This window comes from Cryobacterium sp. HLT2-28 (genome assembly GCF_004402495.1).
Classification (GTDB): Bacteria; Actinomycetota; Actinomycetes; order Actinomycetales; family Microbacteriaceae; genus Cryobacterium; species Cryobacterium mannosilyticum.
The window spans coordinates 61,725-76,484 of record NZ_SOFH01000011.1; the positions used below are offsets into that span (position 1 = coordinate 61,725).

Here is a 14,760-nt window from a genome sequence, read left to right on the forward strand (position 1 = left end):
CGGGCCCAACCGTTTTCCGCGTCCAGGACACAGCCTTCCTGTCGACTTCCTCGATCTGCATGACCTGCTCTCCCGAGCCCGTCACCTCGGGCCTGTCGCGGGCTCAGGGGTGGGTCAGGCCGGAGGAGGAGCCGGGCAGGGTCGGCTTGTCGATCTGGTCCTGCTCATACGGCTCGATCTGCTCGTCGGCGGCGTCGGCGGCGCGGCGCCGTTCGGCTTCGAAGTCGCCCTCGAGCCCGGTGAAACCGTCCAGGCCGACGGCGCGCTTGCCCGCGGATTTCCGGCCGGCCTGTGCCCGGCCCCAGTGCAAGTTGAACATTCTCACAAGCTACGCCGCCCGGTTGCCGAGTCAAGGGTCGGGCGCACGCTGTGCGCGAACGACGGGCGGATGCCGGTGCCGGTTGAGGGGTTGTGCAGCCAGGCGTGGGAAACTGGAACGTGCGCACCACGTCGACCACCAGTCCCCTCCGCTATGTCGTGGGTGCTTTCTGCTCGATCGCGGTATTCGTCGTGATCTACCTGTTCTCGGTGCGCACCCTCGCCGGCCAGACCATGGACCAGCTCGCCTTCGACGGAGCGGAGTTCGGCCGGCGCAGCGTGACCCCGTTCACCCAGCAGGTGCTCGACGCCCTGCCCGTGGTGTCCGTGATCGCGGGAGCGGTGATCACCGGCATCCTCACCGCCGTCCGGCGAAACGTGCGCACCCTGGTCGTCGCGATCGGCGCGGCCCTGGGCGCCGTGCTGACCACGCAGCTGCTCAAGGGCTTGCTGCTGACCCGGCCGGACCTCGGCGTCGACGGCTATGCGGGCAACTCGTTGCCCTCCGGGCATACGACGGTGGCCGCGGCATCCGCCCTCGCCGTCTTCCTCGTCTCCAGCCCGCGAACGCGGTGGCTGAGCGCCCTCGCGGGCACCGCCTTCGCGGTGGTCGCGGGAGTGTCGACCCTCGCGAACGGCTGGCACCGGCCGAGCGACGTGATCGCCGCTCTGCTCGTCGTTGCGGTCTGGGGGTGCGCCGGCGGGGTGGCGCTGACCGTGTGGCGCGGCGATGACGCGACCACCATGAAGGCTCCGCCGGCCGCAGGGGCCCGGATCCAGCTGAAGATCCTGGTGCCGTTCCTCGTCGTTGCGGTCTCCGCGTTCCTGGTCACCTACTTCCGCGCGTTCGGAACCACGCCCGGGCCGCTGATCGCGTACATCGGCGGGGTGTCGGCGATCATCGCGGCCGGATTCGCCGTGGCGCTCACGGCAACCCGGCTGTTCTCCCGCCTGCCCTGACCCGAGGTTTGCCGGGAGGCATCCCGATGCGTGGGGGGTGTGCCGGTGCGGGGCTGCGTGTAACACTGGGGCTATGTCCGTCACTCTCAGAGCGCTGCAGACCGTGGTTCCGCCGACAATCCTGGTGCAGGAGCAGGTGCGCGACGTGTTCGCGGCCCAGCCGGGACTGAGCCGGCTGGCCCAACGGCTGGTGACGGCATCCTTCAACCTGTCGGGAATCGACCGCCGCCACACCGTGATCGACGAGCTCACGCTCGACTCGGACACCGCTGACCCGCAGTTCTTCGACGCGGCCACGCAGCGCCTGCTGATGCCGGGCACCCGGGTGCGAAACGAGCTCTACATCGTCGAGGCGACCAAGCTCTTCGTCGAAGCCGGGCGCCGGGCGCTGGCCGCCTGCCCCGACATCGTCGCGGCGGACATCACCCACGTCGTCACCGTGTCGTGCACCGGCTTCTACGCCCCGGGCCCCGACTACATGCTCGTGCGCGAACTGGGGCTGAGCCCGGCCACCCAGCGCTACCACCTCGGTTTCATGGGCTGCTACGCGTCGATGCCGGCGCTGCGCACGGCGAAGCAGTTCGTCGAGGCCGATCCGAACGCGGTCGTGCTGGTCGTCAGTGCCGAGCTGTGCTCGCTGCACCTGCGCAGCTCCGACGACCCGGACACGATCGTCGCCTCCTCGTTGTTCTCCGACGGGGCCGCGGCCGGGATCGTCAGCTCCCGGGCGCCGTTGCCGGGGGAGCGGGCCCTGGACCTCGACCTGTTCGAGACCGTGATCACCCCGGTCGGCGAGGGCGACATGGCCTGGAAGATCGGTGACGAGGGCTTCGAAATGGTGCTGAGCACGTATGTGCCGCACATCATCGACGAACACATCGAAGCGGCCCTCGCGCCGCTCTTCGCCCGGGACGAGTCACTCACGGCGGCGCTGGCGCCGCCCGCGGCCGAGCCGGAGCGTGAGCTGGTCGGGGCGGTCGCCGGTGGGCCGGGCGCGCTGGCCGCGGGGATGCCGGCCGGGGTGGCCGCCGGTTCGGCCGGGGCCCTGGCCGCGACGCTTCTCACGGCGCTTCCCGCGGCGCTTCCCGCGACGCTTTCCACGGCGATCGCGCACTGGGCGATCCACCCGGGCGGGCGCAGCATCCTGGACAAGACCGAAGCAAAGCTCGGGCTCAGCGAGGCGCAGCTCGTGCCCTCGCGGGAGACCTTGCGCCAATACGGGAACATGAGCAGCGCCACGATCCTGTTCGTGCTGAAGGCCATCCTCGACGCCCCGGCCACCGCCGACGGGGAACGGGTCTGTGCGATGGCGTTCGGGCCGGGACTCACCGTCGAGTCCGGGCTGATGACCGTCTCCGCCGGCTAGGCGACCGTGGGCATCCCGTCGCTGCGGCTGCGCGAGAGCGACGCCGTCGAGCTGATGGACGACCCCGACTGCGACCCGGAACGGCTCGACCGCACCTACGCGAACTTCCGGTTCGTGAACGCGGTCGTGTCGGGCTGGCGCGGGATCTACCGGCGGGAGATCCGCCCGGAGTTGTCGCGCATGACGGAGAGCACCCTGCTCGACATCGGGTCGGGCGGCGGCGACATGGCCAGGGCGCTGGCCCGCTGGGCGGCCGGGGACGGGCTGCGCCTCACCGTGACCGCGATCGACCCGGATCCCCGGGCGCACGCCTACGCCACCGGCCTGCCGCCGCTGCCGGGGCTCACCTTCCGGCGGGCGCTGAGCTCCGAGCTGGTGGCCGAGGGAGCGCGCTTCGACTTCGTCGTCTCCAACCATGTGCTGCACCACCTCTCCGCCACGCAGCTCGGCGGCCTGCTCGTCGATTCCGAGCGGCTCGCCGCCGGCCGGGTGCTGCACGGCGACATCGAACGCAGCCGGTTCGCCTACCTCGGCTTCGGCCTGGGCACCTGGCCGTTTTTCGGTCGCTCGTTCATCCGCGACGACGGGCTCACCTCGATCCGGCGCAGCTTCACCGCGGCCGAGCTGCGCGCCGTCCTGCCGCGAGGCTGGCGGGTGACCCGGGAGCGGCCGTCCCGCCTCGTGCTGCGCTGGGCGCCCCAATCCGAGGAGGAACGGGCGGCCGCGGCGCCGGGCGGCGGGGCGACGGATGCGTGACGTCATCGTCGTCGGCGGGGGACCGGTCGGCATCCTGCTGGCCGGGCTGCTCGCCGTGCGCGGCCTCGACGTGGAGGTGCTCGAGCAGCGGAGCGAGCCGTCGATGCGGTCGCGGGCCATCGGCATCCACCCGCCGTCGCTCCGGGCCCTGCGGCAGCTCGGAGTCGCCGATACGATCATCGAGAGTGCGGTCCGAATCAACGGTGGGGAGGTACGCTCCGACGGACGCCGACTCGGCCGGCTCCGGTTCGCCGAGACCGCCGACCGCTACCAGCGCGTAATCTCCCTGCCCCAGTACGAGACCGAGGCGGTGCTGCGGGCCCGGTTCGCAGAGCTCCGGCCCGGCGGGTTCCGCGGCGGCTTGACCGTGACCGGGGTGCGCGACCGGGGAGACCGGGTCGAGCTCGCCACCGCGCCCGGCGCGGCAGAGCCGCTCGAGGCCCGCTACGTCGTGGCCGCCGACGGTGCCCGCAGCGCCGTGCGCGACCTGCTCGGAATCCGCTGCACCGCCCGCACCGGCGGCGAAACCTACCTGATGAGCGACTATGCCGACACCGGCGAGTACGGCGATGAGGCGGTGCTGTTCTTCGAGCGGGGCGGGGTGGTCGAGTCGTTCCCGCTGCCCGGCGGCCGGCGCCGGTGGGTGGCGATGACCCCGACCCTGATGACGGATGCGACCAGCGCCGACCTCGCGGCCCTCGTGCGCACCCGCACCGGCATCGAGCTGCCGCCGACGGAGGCGGCAGCGAGCTCCTTCGCGGTGCAGCAGCGGCTGGCTCGGCGGCTCGTGTCCGGCCGGGTCGTTCTGGTCGGCGACGCCGCCCACCAGATCAGCCCGATCGGCGGGCAGGGCATGAACCTCGGCTGGCTCGACGCGCTGCAGCTGGCCCCCGCACTGGAACGGGCGATCCGCGAGCCGGCGGCCGCGGCATCCGTTCTCGCCGACTACGACCGTCGCCGCCGGCGCAGCGCCCGGATGGCCGCGCGGCAGGCCGGCTTCAACATGGCGATGGGCCGGCCGGCGCACGGCCTGCGCCTGCGAGCGCGGAACGGCCTCGTGCGCGCGCTCGGAGTGCCGCCGGCGAGCCTGGTCCTCGCCCGCGCGTTCACCATGCGCTGGCTCTAGCCCCGCTGATCCACCCCGCCCGCAGGTTCAGGGCGACGTCACCTGCGTAACTCCTGCAATTCAGCCGACGGGCGCCGAACGTGCCCGGGATTCCGGGGCAGTGTCCGGCCGGAGGCAGAAATAGCAGGAGTTATGCGCGTCAGGCTCGGGAGACTCCGCCGAGCGCTACTGGCCGACGGCGACGGATGCCGCCGCGAGCAGCGTGTTGCGGCTCACCGCGCCGGAGGCATCCGTGGCGAGCTCGAAGCTGCGTCCCCCGAAGACGAGGCCGCGCACATCGAGCGCCCCGGCGATCGGCAGGGGGGAGACCCGGAGCTCGTCCGCCTGAGCGTCGGGTTCGAGGCCCAGGATCGTGCCGAGCACCGCGACGGCGGACGCGGCCGACCAGGCCTGCGGGCGGCAGGCGGCCGGGTACGGGATCGGCGCGGCGGACTCCTCGGTCGAGTGGCCGGAGTGGAGTTCGGGCATCCGGTAGTCGAAGCCCTCCGCGGTGCGGAGCAGCCCCTCGATCAAAACCGCCGCCTCCGCGCCGAAACCGGCCCGGCCGAGGCCGGCGATCGCGATCGCGGTGTCGTGCGTCCAGACCGAGCCGCCGTGGTAGCTCAGCGGCCAGTAGCCGGTGGAATCGGTCGACATTGTGCGGAGGCCGTAGCCCGAGCTCAGCTCGGGGGAGACCAGGCGCCGCGCGACCAGGCGCGAGCCCTCCTCGTCGAGGATTCCGGTGCCGAGCAGGTGGCCGATGTTGCTGGTGACGGTGTCGACCTTCTGCTTGCGCGCATCGAGGGCGACGGCCGGGTAGGCGCCGTCGGGGGACTCGATCCAGAACGCCTCGTTGAAGCGGGTCTTGAGCGCGGCAGCCCAGTCGCGCCAGTCCGCGCCGCCGGAGCGGCCGAAGTGGTCGAGCAGCGCGGCGCCGCCGACGGCGGCCTCGTAGGCGTAGGCCTGCACCTCGCAGAGCGCGATCGGGCCTTCGGAGAGGCTCCCGTCTCGCCATTGGATGGAATCGCCGGAGTCCTTCCAGCCTTGGTTGGCCAGGCCGTGCCCGGTCGAGTCGACGTATTCGAGGAAACCGTCGCCGTCGCTGTCGCCGTAGGAGCGCATCCAGACCAGAGCGGTCTCGAGATGGGGCAGCAGCGCCTCGACCTCGGCGTCGGGCATGCCCCACTTCCAGGCGTCGTGCAGCAGGTTGATCCACAGCGCGGTCGCATCGACCGTGCCGAAGTAGAGCGGCGGCAGCGAGGTGTCCTCGCCGGGCATGTTCAGGGTGCCCGGCCGCAGCTCGTGCATGATCTTGCCGGGCTGTTCGGCGGTCGCGGCGACCGTCTCGGTGCCCTGCAGCGCGGCGAGCACGCGCAGGGTCGACCCGGCGAGGCCGGTGCCGAGCGGCAGCAGCATCCGGGCGGCCCAGATCGAGTCCCGGCCGAAGAGGGTGAAGAACCACGGCGCCCCGGCGGCGAGGAACACGTCGTCGGGCTGGTCGCGGGTGACCATCCGCAGCCCGGCGAGGTCCTTGAGGGCGGTGTCCACCCAGGCGCCGAGGCGGGAGTCGTCGGCGCGGGCCGTGACGCCGGCCCAGTCGGATGCCCCGCTCGCGCCGCGGACGACGGCCGACGGGTCGACGATGGCCAGTTCCCAGCTCACGCCGACGCTGCCGTGGGCGGGGATCGTGACGCTCCAGCTCGCGGTGGTCAGACCGTCGGCGTCGACGACGAGGTCGGCGTCGGCGGAGGAGAACGACGCCGTGATCGCGCCGGAGGAGTAGTGCACGCCGTCGTCGTCGAGCACGGAGACGATCTCGACGCCCGGGGTGAGCACGCCGCCCTTGACGTCGTGGATGATGTCGAACGACGGCGTGAGCTCGAGCGTCACGGTCGTCTCGATCGGGTCGGTGATCGCACTGGTGAGTTCGATCGTCTCGGTCACCCGGCCGTCCCGCACCCGGCGCACCCGGTTGAGGAGAACCCGGGGGTCGGCGCCGCGGCCGTCGAGGTGGCGCAGCAGGGAGACGAAGCGGAGCGTGGCGGCATCCGTCACGCTGTGCGAGATGTTCTCGGGGATCTGGCCGCCGACCAGCAGGGTGAGGGCGCCCACGATGCGGGTGTCGGAGTGGTAGATGCCGTGCAGGGGGCGGCTGCCCATCGATCCGTCGGGGGAGGACCAGACCTGGGTGGGCGCCGACAGGGCGACCAGTTCGTCGTGGAGCAGAGGCTGGTGCGGGTGCTTCGGTGTCTCGGACATGCGTGGATTCACGACTCCTCAGTGATTCGGTGAGCCCTGCAATAGTGCATTCGAGGCCCGCTGTGCGATTGATTATTGACAGATTCGCGTATTCAGGTAACGTAGCACTCAAGATTTGAACGATCAAACTTTTGAACGATCAAATCACCACTTACCGCAAGGAGGCACCGTGGACCGGTTACCGACGATCGAAGACGTCGCACGTGCCGCCCGGGTGTCCAGGCAGACCGTGTCCAACGTGCTGAACACCCCGGCGATCGTCAAGCCGGAGACCCGCAAGCGCGTCGAGGTCGCCATCCGCAAGCTGGCCTACCGGCCACACGCCTCGGCTCGCCGGCTGCGGATGCGCAAGTCATCCACGATCGCCATCCGGCTCGACCCGATGACCAACGGCATCTCGGGCGCGCTGCTCGACCGTTTCCTGCACGCCCTGACCGAGCAGGCGGATGCCCGCGGCATCCGGATCCTGCTCTTCACCGCCGCCGACCCGGCCGCCGAGATTGAGCAGATCCGCAAGCTGCGCGCCGGCGCCGACGTGGACGCGTTCGTGCTCACGGCCACCTTCCACGGCGACCCGCGCACGGAATGGCTGGTGGAGAACGACGTTCCCTTCGTCACCTTCGGCCGGCCGTGGGGCGCCAACGACATGAACAACCCCAAGCACCTCTGGGTGGACGTGGACGGATTCGCGGGGATGCGCGAGGCGGCCATCCACCTGATCGACCAGGGCTCCTCCCGGGTCGGGTTCGTCGGCTGGCCGAGCCTCTCCGGCACCGGCGACGATCGCCGCCGCGGCTGGCAGGCCGCCGTCGAGGAACGCCTCTCCACCAGCGACACCGACCTCGCCGCCCTCAACCTGAGCGTGGAGGACCGCCTCGAAGACGCCAGGGATGCCGTGGTCGCGCTGCTCGAGAGCGACGAGAAGATCGACGGCCTGGTCTGCGCGAGCGACACGCTCGCCCTCGGCGCGATGATCGCCGCGGCATCCGTCGGCCGGAGCGACCTGCCGATCATCGGCTTCGACAACTCGCCCGTCGGCCAGGCCATCGGCCTCTCCAGCGTCGACCAGACCCTCGACGAGGTCGCCGGCGGCGCCCTCGAACTGCTGCTCGGCCAGACCGGGGGAGACCTCGTGCACCGCGACGCCGCCGCCGGGGACACCCGTCACCGGCTGATCACACCTCACCTCGTCATCCGGCAGCCGCTGCGGCTGCTGGCCTCTGACGCGGCATCGACCCCCACCGCAACCAAGAGTGCGGTCGGCAATCACAAGAATGGGAAGGAAACACAATGAAACTACGACGAGGAGCACGCTGGGGTGCTGTTCTGGTGGCCGGCGGACTGTTGGCCAGCCTGGCCGCCTGTTCGTCCGGTGGCAGCGACAGCGCCGGCGGCGACGTTGCCGGGCAGAAGCTCACCGTGCTGATCGGCTCGAGCGGCGACGCCGAGACGAAGGCAGTGACCGACGCGGCCACGGCCTGGGGCACCACCAACAAGGCGACCGTCAAGGTCGTCGCGGCCAACGACCTCACCCAGCAGCTGGGCCAGGGCTTCGCCGGCGGCAACCCGCCCGACCTGTTCTACATGGGCTGGGACCAGTTCCAGACCTACGCGAGCAAGCAATACCTGGAGCCCTACGCCGACCAGGCCGGGAACAAGGATGCCTTCTACCCGGCTCTGACGAGTGCGTTCAGCTATAAGGACAAGTTCTACTGCGAGCCCAAGGACTTCTCCACCCTCGGCCTGATCATCAACACCGAGAAGTGGGATGCGGCCGGCCTGACCGACGCAGACATCCCCACCGATTGGGCCGGCCTCGAGGCCGTCGCCAAGAAGCTCACCACGGCCGACACGGCCGGGCTGTCCTTCGGCGCGGAATACGCCCGGATCGGCACGTTCATGAACCAGGCCGGCGGATCGATGCTCTCCAAGGACGGCAAGAAGGTCACGGCCGACTCGGCCGAGAACCTCGCCGGACTCACCGAGGTGAAGACGCTCCTCTCCGACGGCGTGCTCAAGTTCCCGGCAGACCTCGACTCCGGCTGGAGCGGAGAGGCGCTCGGCAAGGGCAAGGCCGCCATGGTCATCGAGGGTCCGTGGATCAGCGGGCTCAAGGCCGACTACCCCGACCTGAAGTACAAGGCCGTCGAACTTCCCGCCGGCCCCGGTGGGCAGTCGACCTTCACCTTCAGCAACTGCTGGGGCATCCCGGCCCAGTCCAAGACGACAGCCGCCGCCGAAAGCCTGGTGAAGTTCCTCACCACCGACGAGCAGCAGCTGAAGTTCTCCGACGCATTCGGGGTCATCCCGTCGACCGAGTCGGCCGCCAAGGTCTACTCGACGACGTACCCGCAGAACGCGTCCTTCGTCAAGAGCAACGACTACGCGGTCAGCCCGGTCGCGTTCGCCGGCGCATCAACCGTGATCGGCGACTTCAACGCCCAGCTGCAGGGCCTGAGCACCGCTGATCCCAAGGCGATCCTGAGCGCGCTGCAGACGAACCTGCAGGCCGCCCTCGACGCAGCGAACAAGAAGTAGGCAGGACATCATGAGCGCGATTCGGGGCAGCACCAATCCAACAACGGATGCCGGCACAGCATCCAGTGGGGCAGGGTCTGCCCCGAATCGCCGCCGTGGCACGTCTCGATCGAGCGTGCATCGCGGTGAGGCGAAGTACGGCTGGTTGTTCATCACCCCGCCGATCATCATCATCGGGATCTTCCTGGTCGTGCCGGTGCTCCTCGCCATCTGGGTGAGCGTCAGCGACTGGAGCGGGCTCGGCTCGCCGCTGAACCCGCAGGTCAGTTTCGTCGGGTCGAAGAACTTCGAGGCGGTGCTCTCCGATCCGGGGCTCGCCCAGAAGGACTTCGGCACGTCCATCCGCAACAACGTCTACTACGTGCTGCTCGTGGTTCCGCTGCAGACCGCGCTCGCCCTGTTCCTGGCGGTGCAGGTGAACCGGCGTATCCTCAAGGGTCGCGGTTTCTTCCGCACCGCGTTCTACTTCCCCTCGGTGACCAGCTCGATCGCGATCACCGCGATCTGGCTGTTCCTGTTCGGCGCCACCGGCGCCGTCAACAAGATCCTCGGCTTCTTCGGGGCGAGCGGCCCGGTCTGGTTCGCCGACCCGCGCGGAGTGCTGCACATCATCCTCGGCGCCTTCGGCGTCTCCTCGGCACCGGAGGCGCTCACGGGCGGCGGGATGCTCGGGGTCAGCTGGTGGGACTGGCTGAGCGGGCCGAGCGTGGCCATGTCTGCGATCATCCTGCTCGCCGTCTTCACCACCTCGGGAACCTTCATGCTGCTCTTCATCGCGGCCATGCAGGCGATCGGCGCCGAGGTGGACGAGGCCGCGCTGATGGACGGGGCCGGCCCGTTCCGCAAATTCTTCTCTGTCACCCTCCCGATGCTCAAGCCGACCCTCTTCACCGTGCTGACGCTCGGGTTGATCGGCACCTGGCAGGTCTTCGACCAGATATACCTCACCGGCGGCGGCAAGCCGGGCAAGACCCTGCTGACCCCTGCCTACCTAGCCTACGACACCTCGTTCAAGCAACTGAACTGGGGTCAGGGTGCGGCGATCTCCTTCATCCTGTTCGTGATCATCATCCTGCTCACCGCCCTGCAGCGGTATGTCCTGCGGGATCGGAAGGACAAGGGCAGGGTGAGCCGGGCGCTGGCGGGGGCGATCGCCGCCGATCGTGCCGTCGTCGTCGCGGCGACCACCGGAGCATCCGCTGCGGACCAGAGGTCCTCGAGGTTGTCCTCCCACGGAAGCGCCACCTCGAACCAGGCCGGAGGAGACAAATGAACGCCGTGACCACCCCCCAGGCCCCGGCCGCCGTGGCCCCCGAGCCGACGCCGGCCCCCACGATGCGCAAGCGGTCGATCGGCTGGCGGCTCCGCACCGGGTCGGGGCTCAGCTACCTCATGCTCGGCGTGCTCGCCCTCGTCTACATCTACCCGTTCCTGATCACGCTGTCCTCCGCGTTCAAGACCGACGACGAGGCCACCAACGACCCGCTCCGGCTGATCCCGCAGATCTGGTCGTTCGCGTCGTTCGAGCGGCTGTTCACGGATGTCCCGCTGCCGCTGTGGACGATGAACACGATCTTCGTGACCATCACGATCACCCTCGGCCGGGTGTTCTTCGACTCCCTCGCCGGCTACGCCCTGAGCCGGCTGCGGTTCCGCGGCCGCGGACTCATCTTCGCGTCCCTCGTCGCGGTGATGGCCGTCCCCGGGGTCGTGCTCCTGATCCCGCGCTTCCTCATCCTCAAGCAGTTCGGCATGTACGACAGCTACGCGGGCATGATCGTGCCGCTGCTGGTCGACGCGGCCGGGATCTTCATCATGAAGCAGTTCTTCGAGTCGATTCCGAACGGGGTGGAGGAAGCGGCCCGCCTCGACGGCGCCGGCGTCTTCCGCACCTTCTGGACGATCGTGCTGCCGATGGCCAGGCCCGCCCTGGTGACCCTGTTCATCCTGAGCTTCCAGGGTTCGTGGAACGAGTTCGGGCACTTCATCGTGTCCAGGCAGAGCCCGGAGACGAACACCCTCACGACGGGCATCGCCTCGCTGTTCTCCGGCCAGCTCGGCTCGGGCAACGAGTTCCCGCTCAAGATGGCGGCCGCCGTGCTGATGACCATCCCGATCGCGATCATGTTCTTCGTCTTCCAGAAGCGGCTCATCAACACCACCGAAGGCTCCGAGAAGGGCTGACGCCGGCATCGGCCCGTGCTGCTTGTGCCGATGGCCCGAGCAGCACGGGCCGTTCGTCTGCCGGCGCCGGTCGCTGCCGTGTGGCTAACTCAGGAAATCTGCGGCCGGCTTCCCGGGCCGACGCGGAATTCCGGGGGCGGCTTTCCGGCGGGCACCGAATCTCCTGAGTTAGCCACGCGCCGGCGGCGGGAGCAAGTGCCGCAGGGGAGGCCGGAGGGGCGGCGGGGCATCCGACGGATGCTCCGCTAGGGTGACGCCATGACTCGCCCCGACGCCGCCGGCCCCGACTCTGCCCGCCCTGACGCTGCCGGCCCCGGCTCTGCCCGCCCTGACGCCGCCGGCCCTGACGCTGCCGGCCCCGGCTCTGCCCGCCCTGACGCTGCCGGCCCCGGCTCTGCCCGCCCTGACGCCGCCGGCCCTGACGTCGCCGGCCCTGACGTCGGCCGCCCTGCCGCGCTGACCCTGCCCCCGGCCTGGGACCTGACCGGGCGCACGGCGCTCGTGACCGGGGCCGGCAGCGCCACCGGCATCGGATTCGCCGCGGCCGGGATGCTCGGCGAACTCGGTGCCCGGGTGGTGCTCACCGCGACGACCGACCGGGTGCACGAGCGCGCGGCGGAGCTCGCGGCTCGGGGGATCGAGGCATCCGGCATCGTCTGCACCCTCGACGCCGAGGCCGGCGCGCGGGTGCTGGCCGAGGCGCTCGCCGGCGCGGGCCTTGCCCCGACGATCCTGGTGAACAACGCCGGCATGGTCGCCGTCGGCGACGCCGAGATGCTGCACGGTGACGTCACGACGAGCCCCGCGGAGTGGGACCGCGGCCTCGCCATCAACCTGTCGACCGCGTTCCACGCCACCCGCACCGTGGTCGGCTTCATGCGGGTCGCGGGCTGGGGCCGCATCGTGACGGTGTCGAGCGTGAGCGGGCCGGTGATGGCCTCCCGCAATGATGTGGCCTACGCCGCGGCCAAGGCCGGCCTCGTCGGGCTGACCCGGGCGCTCGCCGTGGACGAGGCCGCCCGCGGCATCACCGCCAACGCGGTCGCCCCCGGCTGGATCGAGACGGGCTCCCAGCTCGAGAGCGAGGCGGTCGAAGGCGGGCTCGTGCCGGCCGGGCGGAGCGGAACGGCCGCGGAGGTGGCATCCGTCATCGCCTGGCTCGCCTCCCCGGGCGCCTCCTACGTCACCGGACAGACGATCGTGGTCGACGGCGGCAACAGCATCTCCGAGGAGCGCCGCTGACCTCCGGCCGTTCCCGCCCCGTTCCCGGCCCCGACGGCCGCCCCGGACGCCCGGCGCAGCGGGTCTTCGTCCCCACCCGTGCATAACTCCTGCAATCCGCCGGCCGCCCCGGAATCCGGCCCGGGATTCCGGGTCACCGCAGGTGCGGCCGGGTGCCGGCCCCGGAATGTGCAGGAGTTATGCACAGGGCACGGCTGGAAGGGCCGAGCCCGGGGGCCCCGGGTGCAGTTGAATGGGTCAGTGACTTCTGCACTCGTTGACCAGCTCCGAGCCGACCTCGGCGCCGCCCACTACTCCGTTTCGGCGCTGACCGGCCTGTGGGGCAGCGAAGCGGATGCCGCACTCCGCCGCAACCAGCGGGTTCCGGCCCTGCGCGCGCTCTCGGCTCTCCGGGCGAAGCTCGGGCGGACCGAACCGTCCGCGACCCTGGCCCGGCTCTTCGTGCTCGGCCTGCCGGTGACCCGCGCCGACCTCGCGGCCGCCCTCCCCTCGCTCGGTGTCGCCGGTGCCGAGGCGCTCGGACTGGTCGCCGGCAGCGACCCCGCCGAGACGCCGGGAAACTCGGAGACCGCCGAGACGCCGGGGAACCCGGAGACAGCCGAGACGCCGGGGAACCCGGAGACAGCCGAGACGGCCGAGACCGTCGGGATGCCGGACGCGGCCGAGTCGGTTGGGACACCCGGCACGGCCGGCTCGTCCGACGCGGGGGCGTCCGAGTCCGGCTCGCTCAGGCCGCTGCTCGAACTGCGACCGTACAGCTTCGTGGACGAGAGCGGTGCCGGCAGCTGGTGGATCGCCTCCGACCTCGGCGAACTCGCACTCGGCCGCCCGCTCGGGGAAACGCACGTGCTCGGCGTCGGCGGGGCATCCCTCACCCTGAGCGGACTGCTGATCCCGACCAGGGTCAGGACCGCCCTCGACCTCGGCACGGGCTGCGGCATCCAGGCCCTGCACGCCGCCCGTCACGCCGACCACGTCGTCGCGACCGACATCTCGGTGCAGGCCCTCGAGCTGGCGGCGCTCAACGCGCGGCTGAACGGCATCCGCAACATCGAATTCCGGCTCGGCAGCCTGTTCGAACCGGTCGCGGGGGAGCGCTTCGACCACATCATCTCCAACCCGCCGTTCGTGATCACCCCGCGCACCGAGGGCGTGCCCAGCTACGAATACCGCGACGGCGGCATGGTCGGCGATGCCCTCGTCGAGGCGGTCGTGCGCGGCGCGGCCGAGCACCTCACGCAAGGCGGCGTCGCCCAGCTGCTCGGCAACTGGGAATACCGCACCGACCAGGATGCCTTCGACCGCCTCGGCCGCTGGCTCGACGCCCCGCAGCCGGGCGGGGCGCCGCGCCCCGCGCCCGGCCTCGACGCGTGGATCATCGAACGCGAGGTGCAGTCTCCCGCGCTCTACGCCGAGACCTGGATCCGCGACGGCGGCACCCGCCCGGGCACCGCCGACTTCGACCGGCTCTACGGCGCCTGGCTGGACGACTTCGAGACGCGCGGCGTCAGCCAGGTCGGCTTCGGCTACCTGCTCCTCCGCCGTCCGACGGCCACCGGGTCCGGCCTCCGCCGGCTCGAACGCCTCCCCGGCGCGCTCGGCCACAACCCGGCCGGCATCGGCAGCCACCTGGCCGCCTGCCTGGCCGCGCACGACCGGCAGGCGGCGACGGATGCCGGCCTCCTCTCCCGGTTGCGGCTCACCGTCGCCTCCGACGTCACCGAGGAGCGCCACTACTGGCCGGGCCAGGAGGATCCGACGCTGATGACCCTGCACCAGGGTGGCGGCTTCGGCCGGTCCGTGCCGCTGGACACCGCCCTCGCCGCCCTCGTCGGGGCGTGCGACGGCGACCTCGACGTGGGGTCGATCGTGTCCGCGCTCGCGCAACTGCTCGACGCCGACGAGGCCGAGCTCGCCGCCGAACTCCTGCCCGGCGTGCGCGGCCTCATCGACGACGGCTTCCTGCTCCTGCCCGCCTGAGTGGGTCCGCGCGCCGCGGCATCCGTTCACGCGGAGTTTCTGCGACGCGCCG

General features: G+C 71.0%; 12 protein-coding genes. 10 read left to right on the top strand and 2 right to left on the bottom strand.

The window, feature by feature from the left end; translation table 11 throughout:
• Positions 1 to 103 precede the first annotated feature (103 nt).
• Positions 104 to 319 carry a hypothetical protein gene (locus E3O48_RS05265; RefSeq protein WP_134537570.1) on the bottom strand — a complete coding sequence of 72 codons (216 nt, stop codon included), beginning with the start codon at positions 317 to 319 and terminating at the stop codon, positions 104 to 106.
• A gap of 104 nt (positions 320 to 423) precedes the next feature.
• Here E3O48_RS05265 and E3O48_RS05270 point away from each other — a divergent pair, with 104 nt between their 5' ends.
• The 4 genes from E3O48_RS05270 to E3O48_RS05285 all read left to right on the top strand — a co-directional run bounded on the left by E3O48_RS05270 (position 424) and on the right by E3O48_RS05285 (position 4,526).
• Positions 424 to 1,278: a phosphatase PAP2 family protein gene (locus E3O48_RS05270; RefSeq protein WP_134506094.1), complete on the top strand. Its 855-nt coding sequence runs from the start codon at positions 424 to 426 to the stop codon at positions 1,276 to 1,278.
• A 73-nt stretch (positions 1,279 to 1,351) separates the two neighbouring features.
• Positions 1,352 to 2,644: a type III polyketide synthase gene (locus tag E3O48_RS17955; protein ID WP_241982409.1), complete on the top strand. Its 1,293-nt coding sequence runs from the start codon at positions 1,352 to 1,354 to the stop codon at positions 2,642 to 2,644.
• A gap of 6 nt (positions 2,645 to 2,650) precedes the next feature.
• Complete coding sequence (locus tag E3O48_RS05280; protein ID WP_134537571.1) at positions 2,651 to 3,400, top strand: class I SAM-dependent methyltransferase; 750 nt, start codon at positions 2,651 to 2,653, stop codon at positions 3,398 to 3,400.
• Positions 3,393 to 4,526, top strand: a complete 1,134-nt coding sequence (locus E3O48_RS05285; RefSeq protein WP_134537572.1) for an NAD(P)/FAD-dependent oxidoreductase — start codon at positions 3,393 to 3,395, stop codon at positions 4,524 to 4,526. The genes E3O48_RS05280 and E3O48_RS05285 overlap by 8 nt, the downstream gene beginning before the upstream one ends.
• Before the next feature lie 165 nt (positions 4,527 to 4,691).
• Here the strand turns inward: E3O48_RS05285 and E3O48_RS05290 are convergent, their stop codons facing one another.
• Positions 4,692 to 6,764 (bottom strand): glycogen debranching N-terminal domain-containing protein, encoded by a 2,073-nt coding sequence (locus tag E3O48_RS05290; RefSeq protein WP_134537573.1) that lies wholly within the window; start codon positions 6,762 to 6,764, stop codon positions 4,692 to 4,694.
• 169 nt (positions 6,765 to 6,933) lie between these two features.
• Between E3O48_RS05290 and E3O48_RS05295 the strand changes: the two genes are divergently transcribed.
• From E3O48_RS05295 to E3O48_RS05320, 6 genes are all read left to right on the top strand, one after another.
• Positions 6,934 to 8,058, top strand: a complete 1,125-nt coding sequence (locus E3O48_RS05295; RefSeq protein WP_134537574.1) for a LacI family DNA-binding transcriptional regulator — start codon at positions 6,934 to 6,936, stop codon at positions 8,056 to 8,058.
• The gene (locus E3O48_RS05300) at positions 8,055 to 9,302 is read left to right on the top strand and encodes an extracellular solute-binding protein (RefSeq protein WP_134537575.1); all 1,248 of its coding nucleotides are present in this window, start codon (positions 8,055 to 8,057) and stop codon (positions 9,300 to 9,302) included. Before E3O48_RS05295 ends, E3O48_RS05300 begins: the two co-directional genes overlap by 4 nt.
• A gap of 10 nt (positions 9,303 to 9,312) precedes the next feature.
• The gene (locus E3O48_RS05305) at positions 9,313 to 10,575 is read left to right on the top strand and encodes a carbohydrate ABC transporter permease (RefSeq protein WP_134537576.1); all 1,263 of its coding nucleotides are present in this window, start codon (positions 9,313 to 9,315) and stop codon (positions 10,573 to 10,575) included.
• On the top strand, positions 10,572 to 11,486 hold the full coding sequence (locus tag E3O48_RS05310) for a carbohydrate ABC transporter permease (RefSeq protein ID WP_370249226.1): 915 nt from the start codon (positions 10,572 to 10,574) through the stop codon (positions 11,484 to 11,486). Before E3O48_RS05305 ends, E3O48_RS05310 begins: the two co-directional genes overlap by 4 nt.
• Positions 11,487 to 11,744: 258 nt before the next feature.
• Positions 11,745 to 12,728, top strand: coding sequence for an SDR family NAD(P)-dependent oxidoreductase (locus E3O48_RS05315; RefSeq protein ID WP_134537577.1), 984 nt, complete (start codon positions 11,745 to 11,747; stop codon positions 12,726 to 12,728).
• 240 nt (positions 12,729 to 12,968) lie between these two features.
• Complete coding sequence (locus E3O48_RS05320; protein ID WP_241982410.1) at positions 12,969 to 14,708, top strand: methyltransferase; 1,740 nt, start codon at positions 12,969 to 12,971, stop codon at positions 14,706 to 14,708.
• Positions 14,709 to 14,760: the final 52 nt, after the last annotated feature.

Excerpts from the sequence above, each read along its gene's own strand:
- E3O48_RS05300 (WP_134537575.1), top strand. The coding sequence starts at position 8,055 with ATGAAACTACGACGAGGAGCACGCTGGGGTGCTGTTCTGGTGGCCGGC.
- E3O48_RS05285 (WP_134537572.1), top strand. The coding sequence starts at position 3,393 with ATGCGTGACGTCATCGTCGTCGGCGGGGGACCGGTCGGCATCCTGCTG.
- E3O48_RS05315 (WP_134537577.1), top strand. The coding sequence starts at position 11,745 with ATGACTCGCCCCGACGCCGCCGGCCCCGACTCTGCCCGCCCTGACGCT.
- E3O48_RS05265 (WP_134537570.1), bottom strand. The coding sequence starts at position 319 with ATGTTCAACTTGCACTGGGGCCGGGCACAGGCCGGCCGGAAATCCGCG.
- E3O48_RS17955 (WP_241982409.1), top strand. The coding sequence starts at position 1,352 with ATGTCCGTCACTCTCAGAGCGCTGCAGACCGTGGTTCCGCCGACAATC.
- E3O48_RS05310 (WP_370249226.1), top strand. The coding sequence starts at position 10,572 with ATGAACGCCGTGACCACCCCCCAGGCCCCGGCCGCCGTGGCCCCCGAG.
- E3O48_RS05305 (WP_134537576.1), top strand. The coding sequence starts at position 9,313 with ATGAGCGCGATTCGGGGCAGCACCAATCCAACAACGGATGCCGGCACA.
- E3O48_RS05290 (WP_134537573.1), bottom strand. The coding sequence starts at position 6,764 with ATGTCCGAGACACCGAAGCACCCGCACCAGCCTCTGCTCCACGACGAA.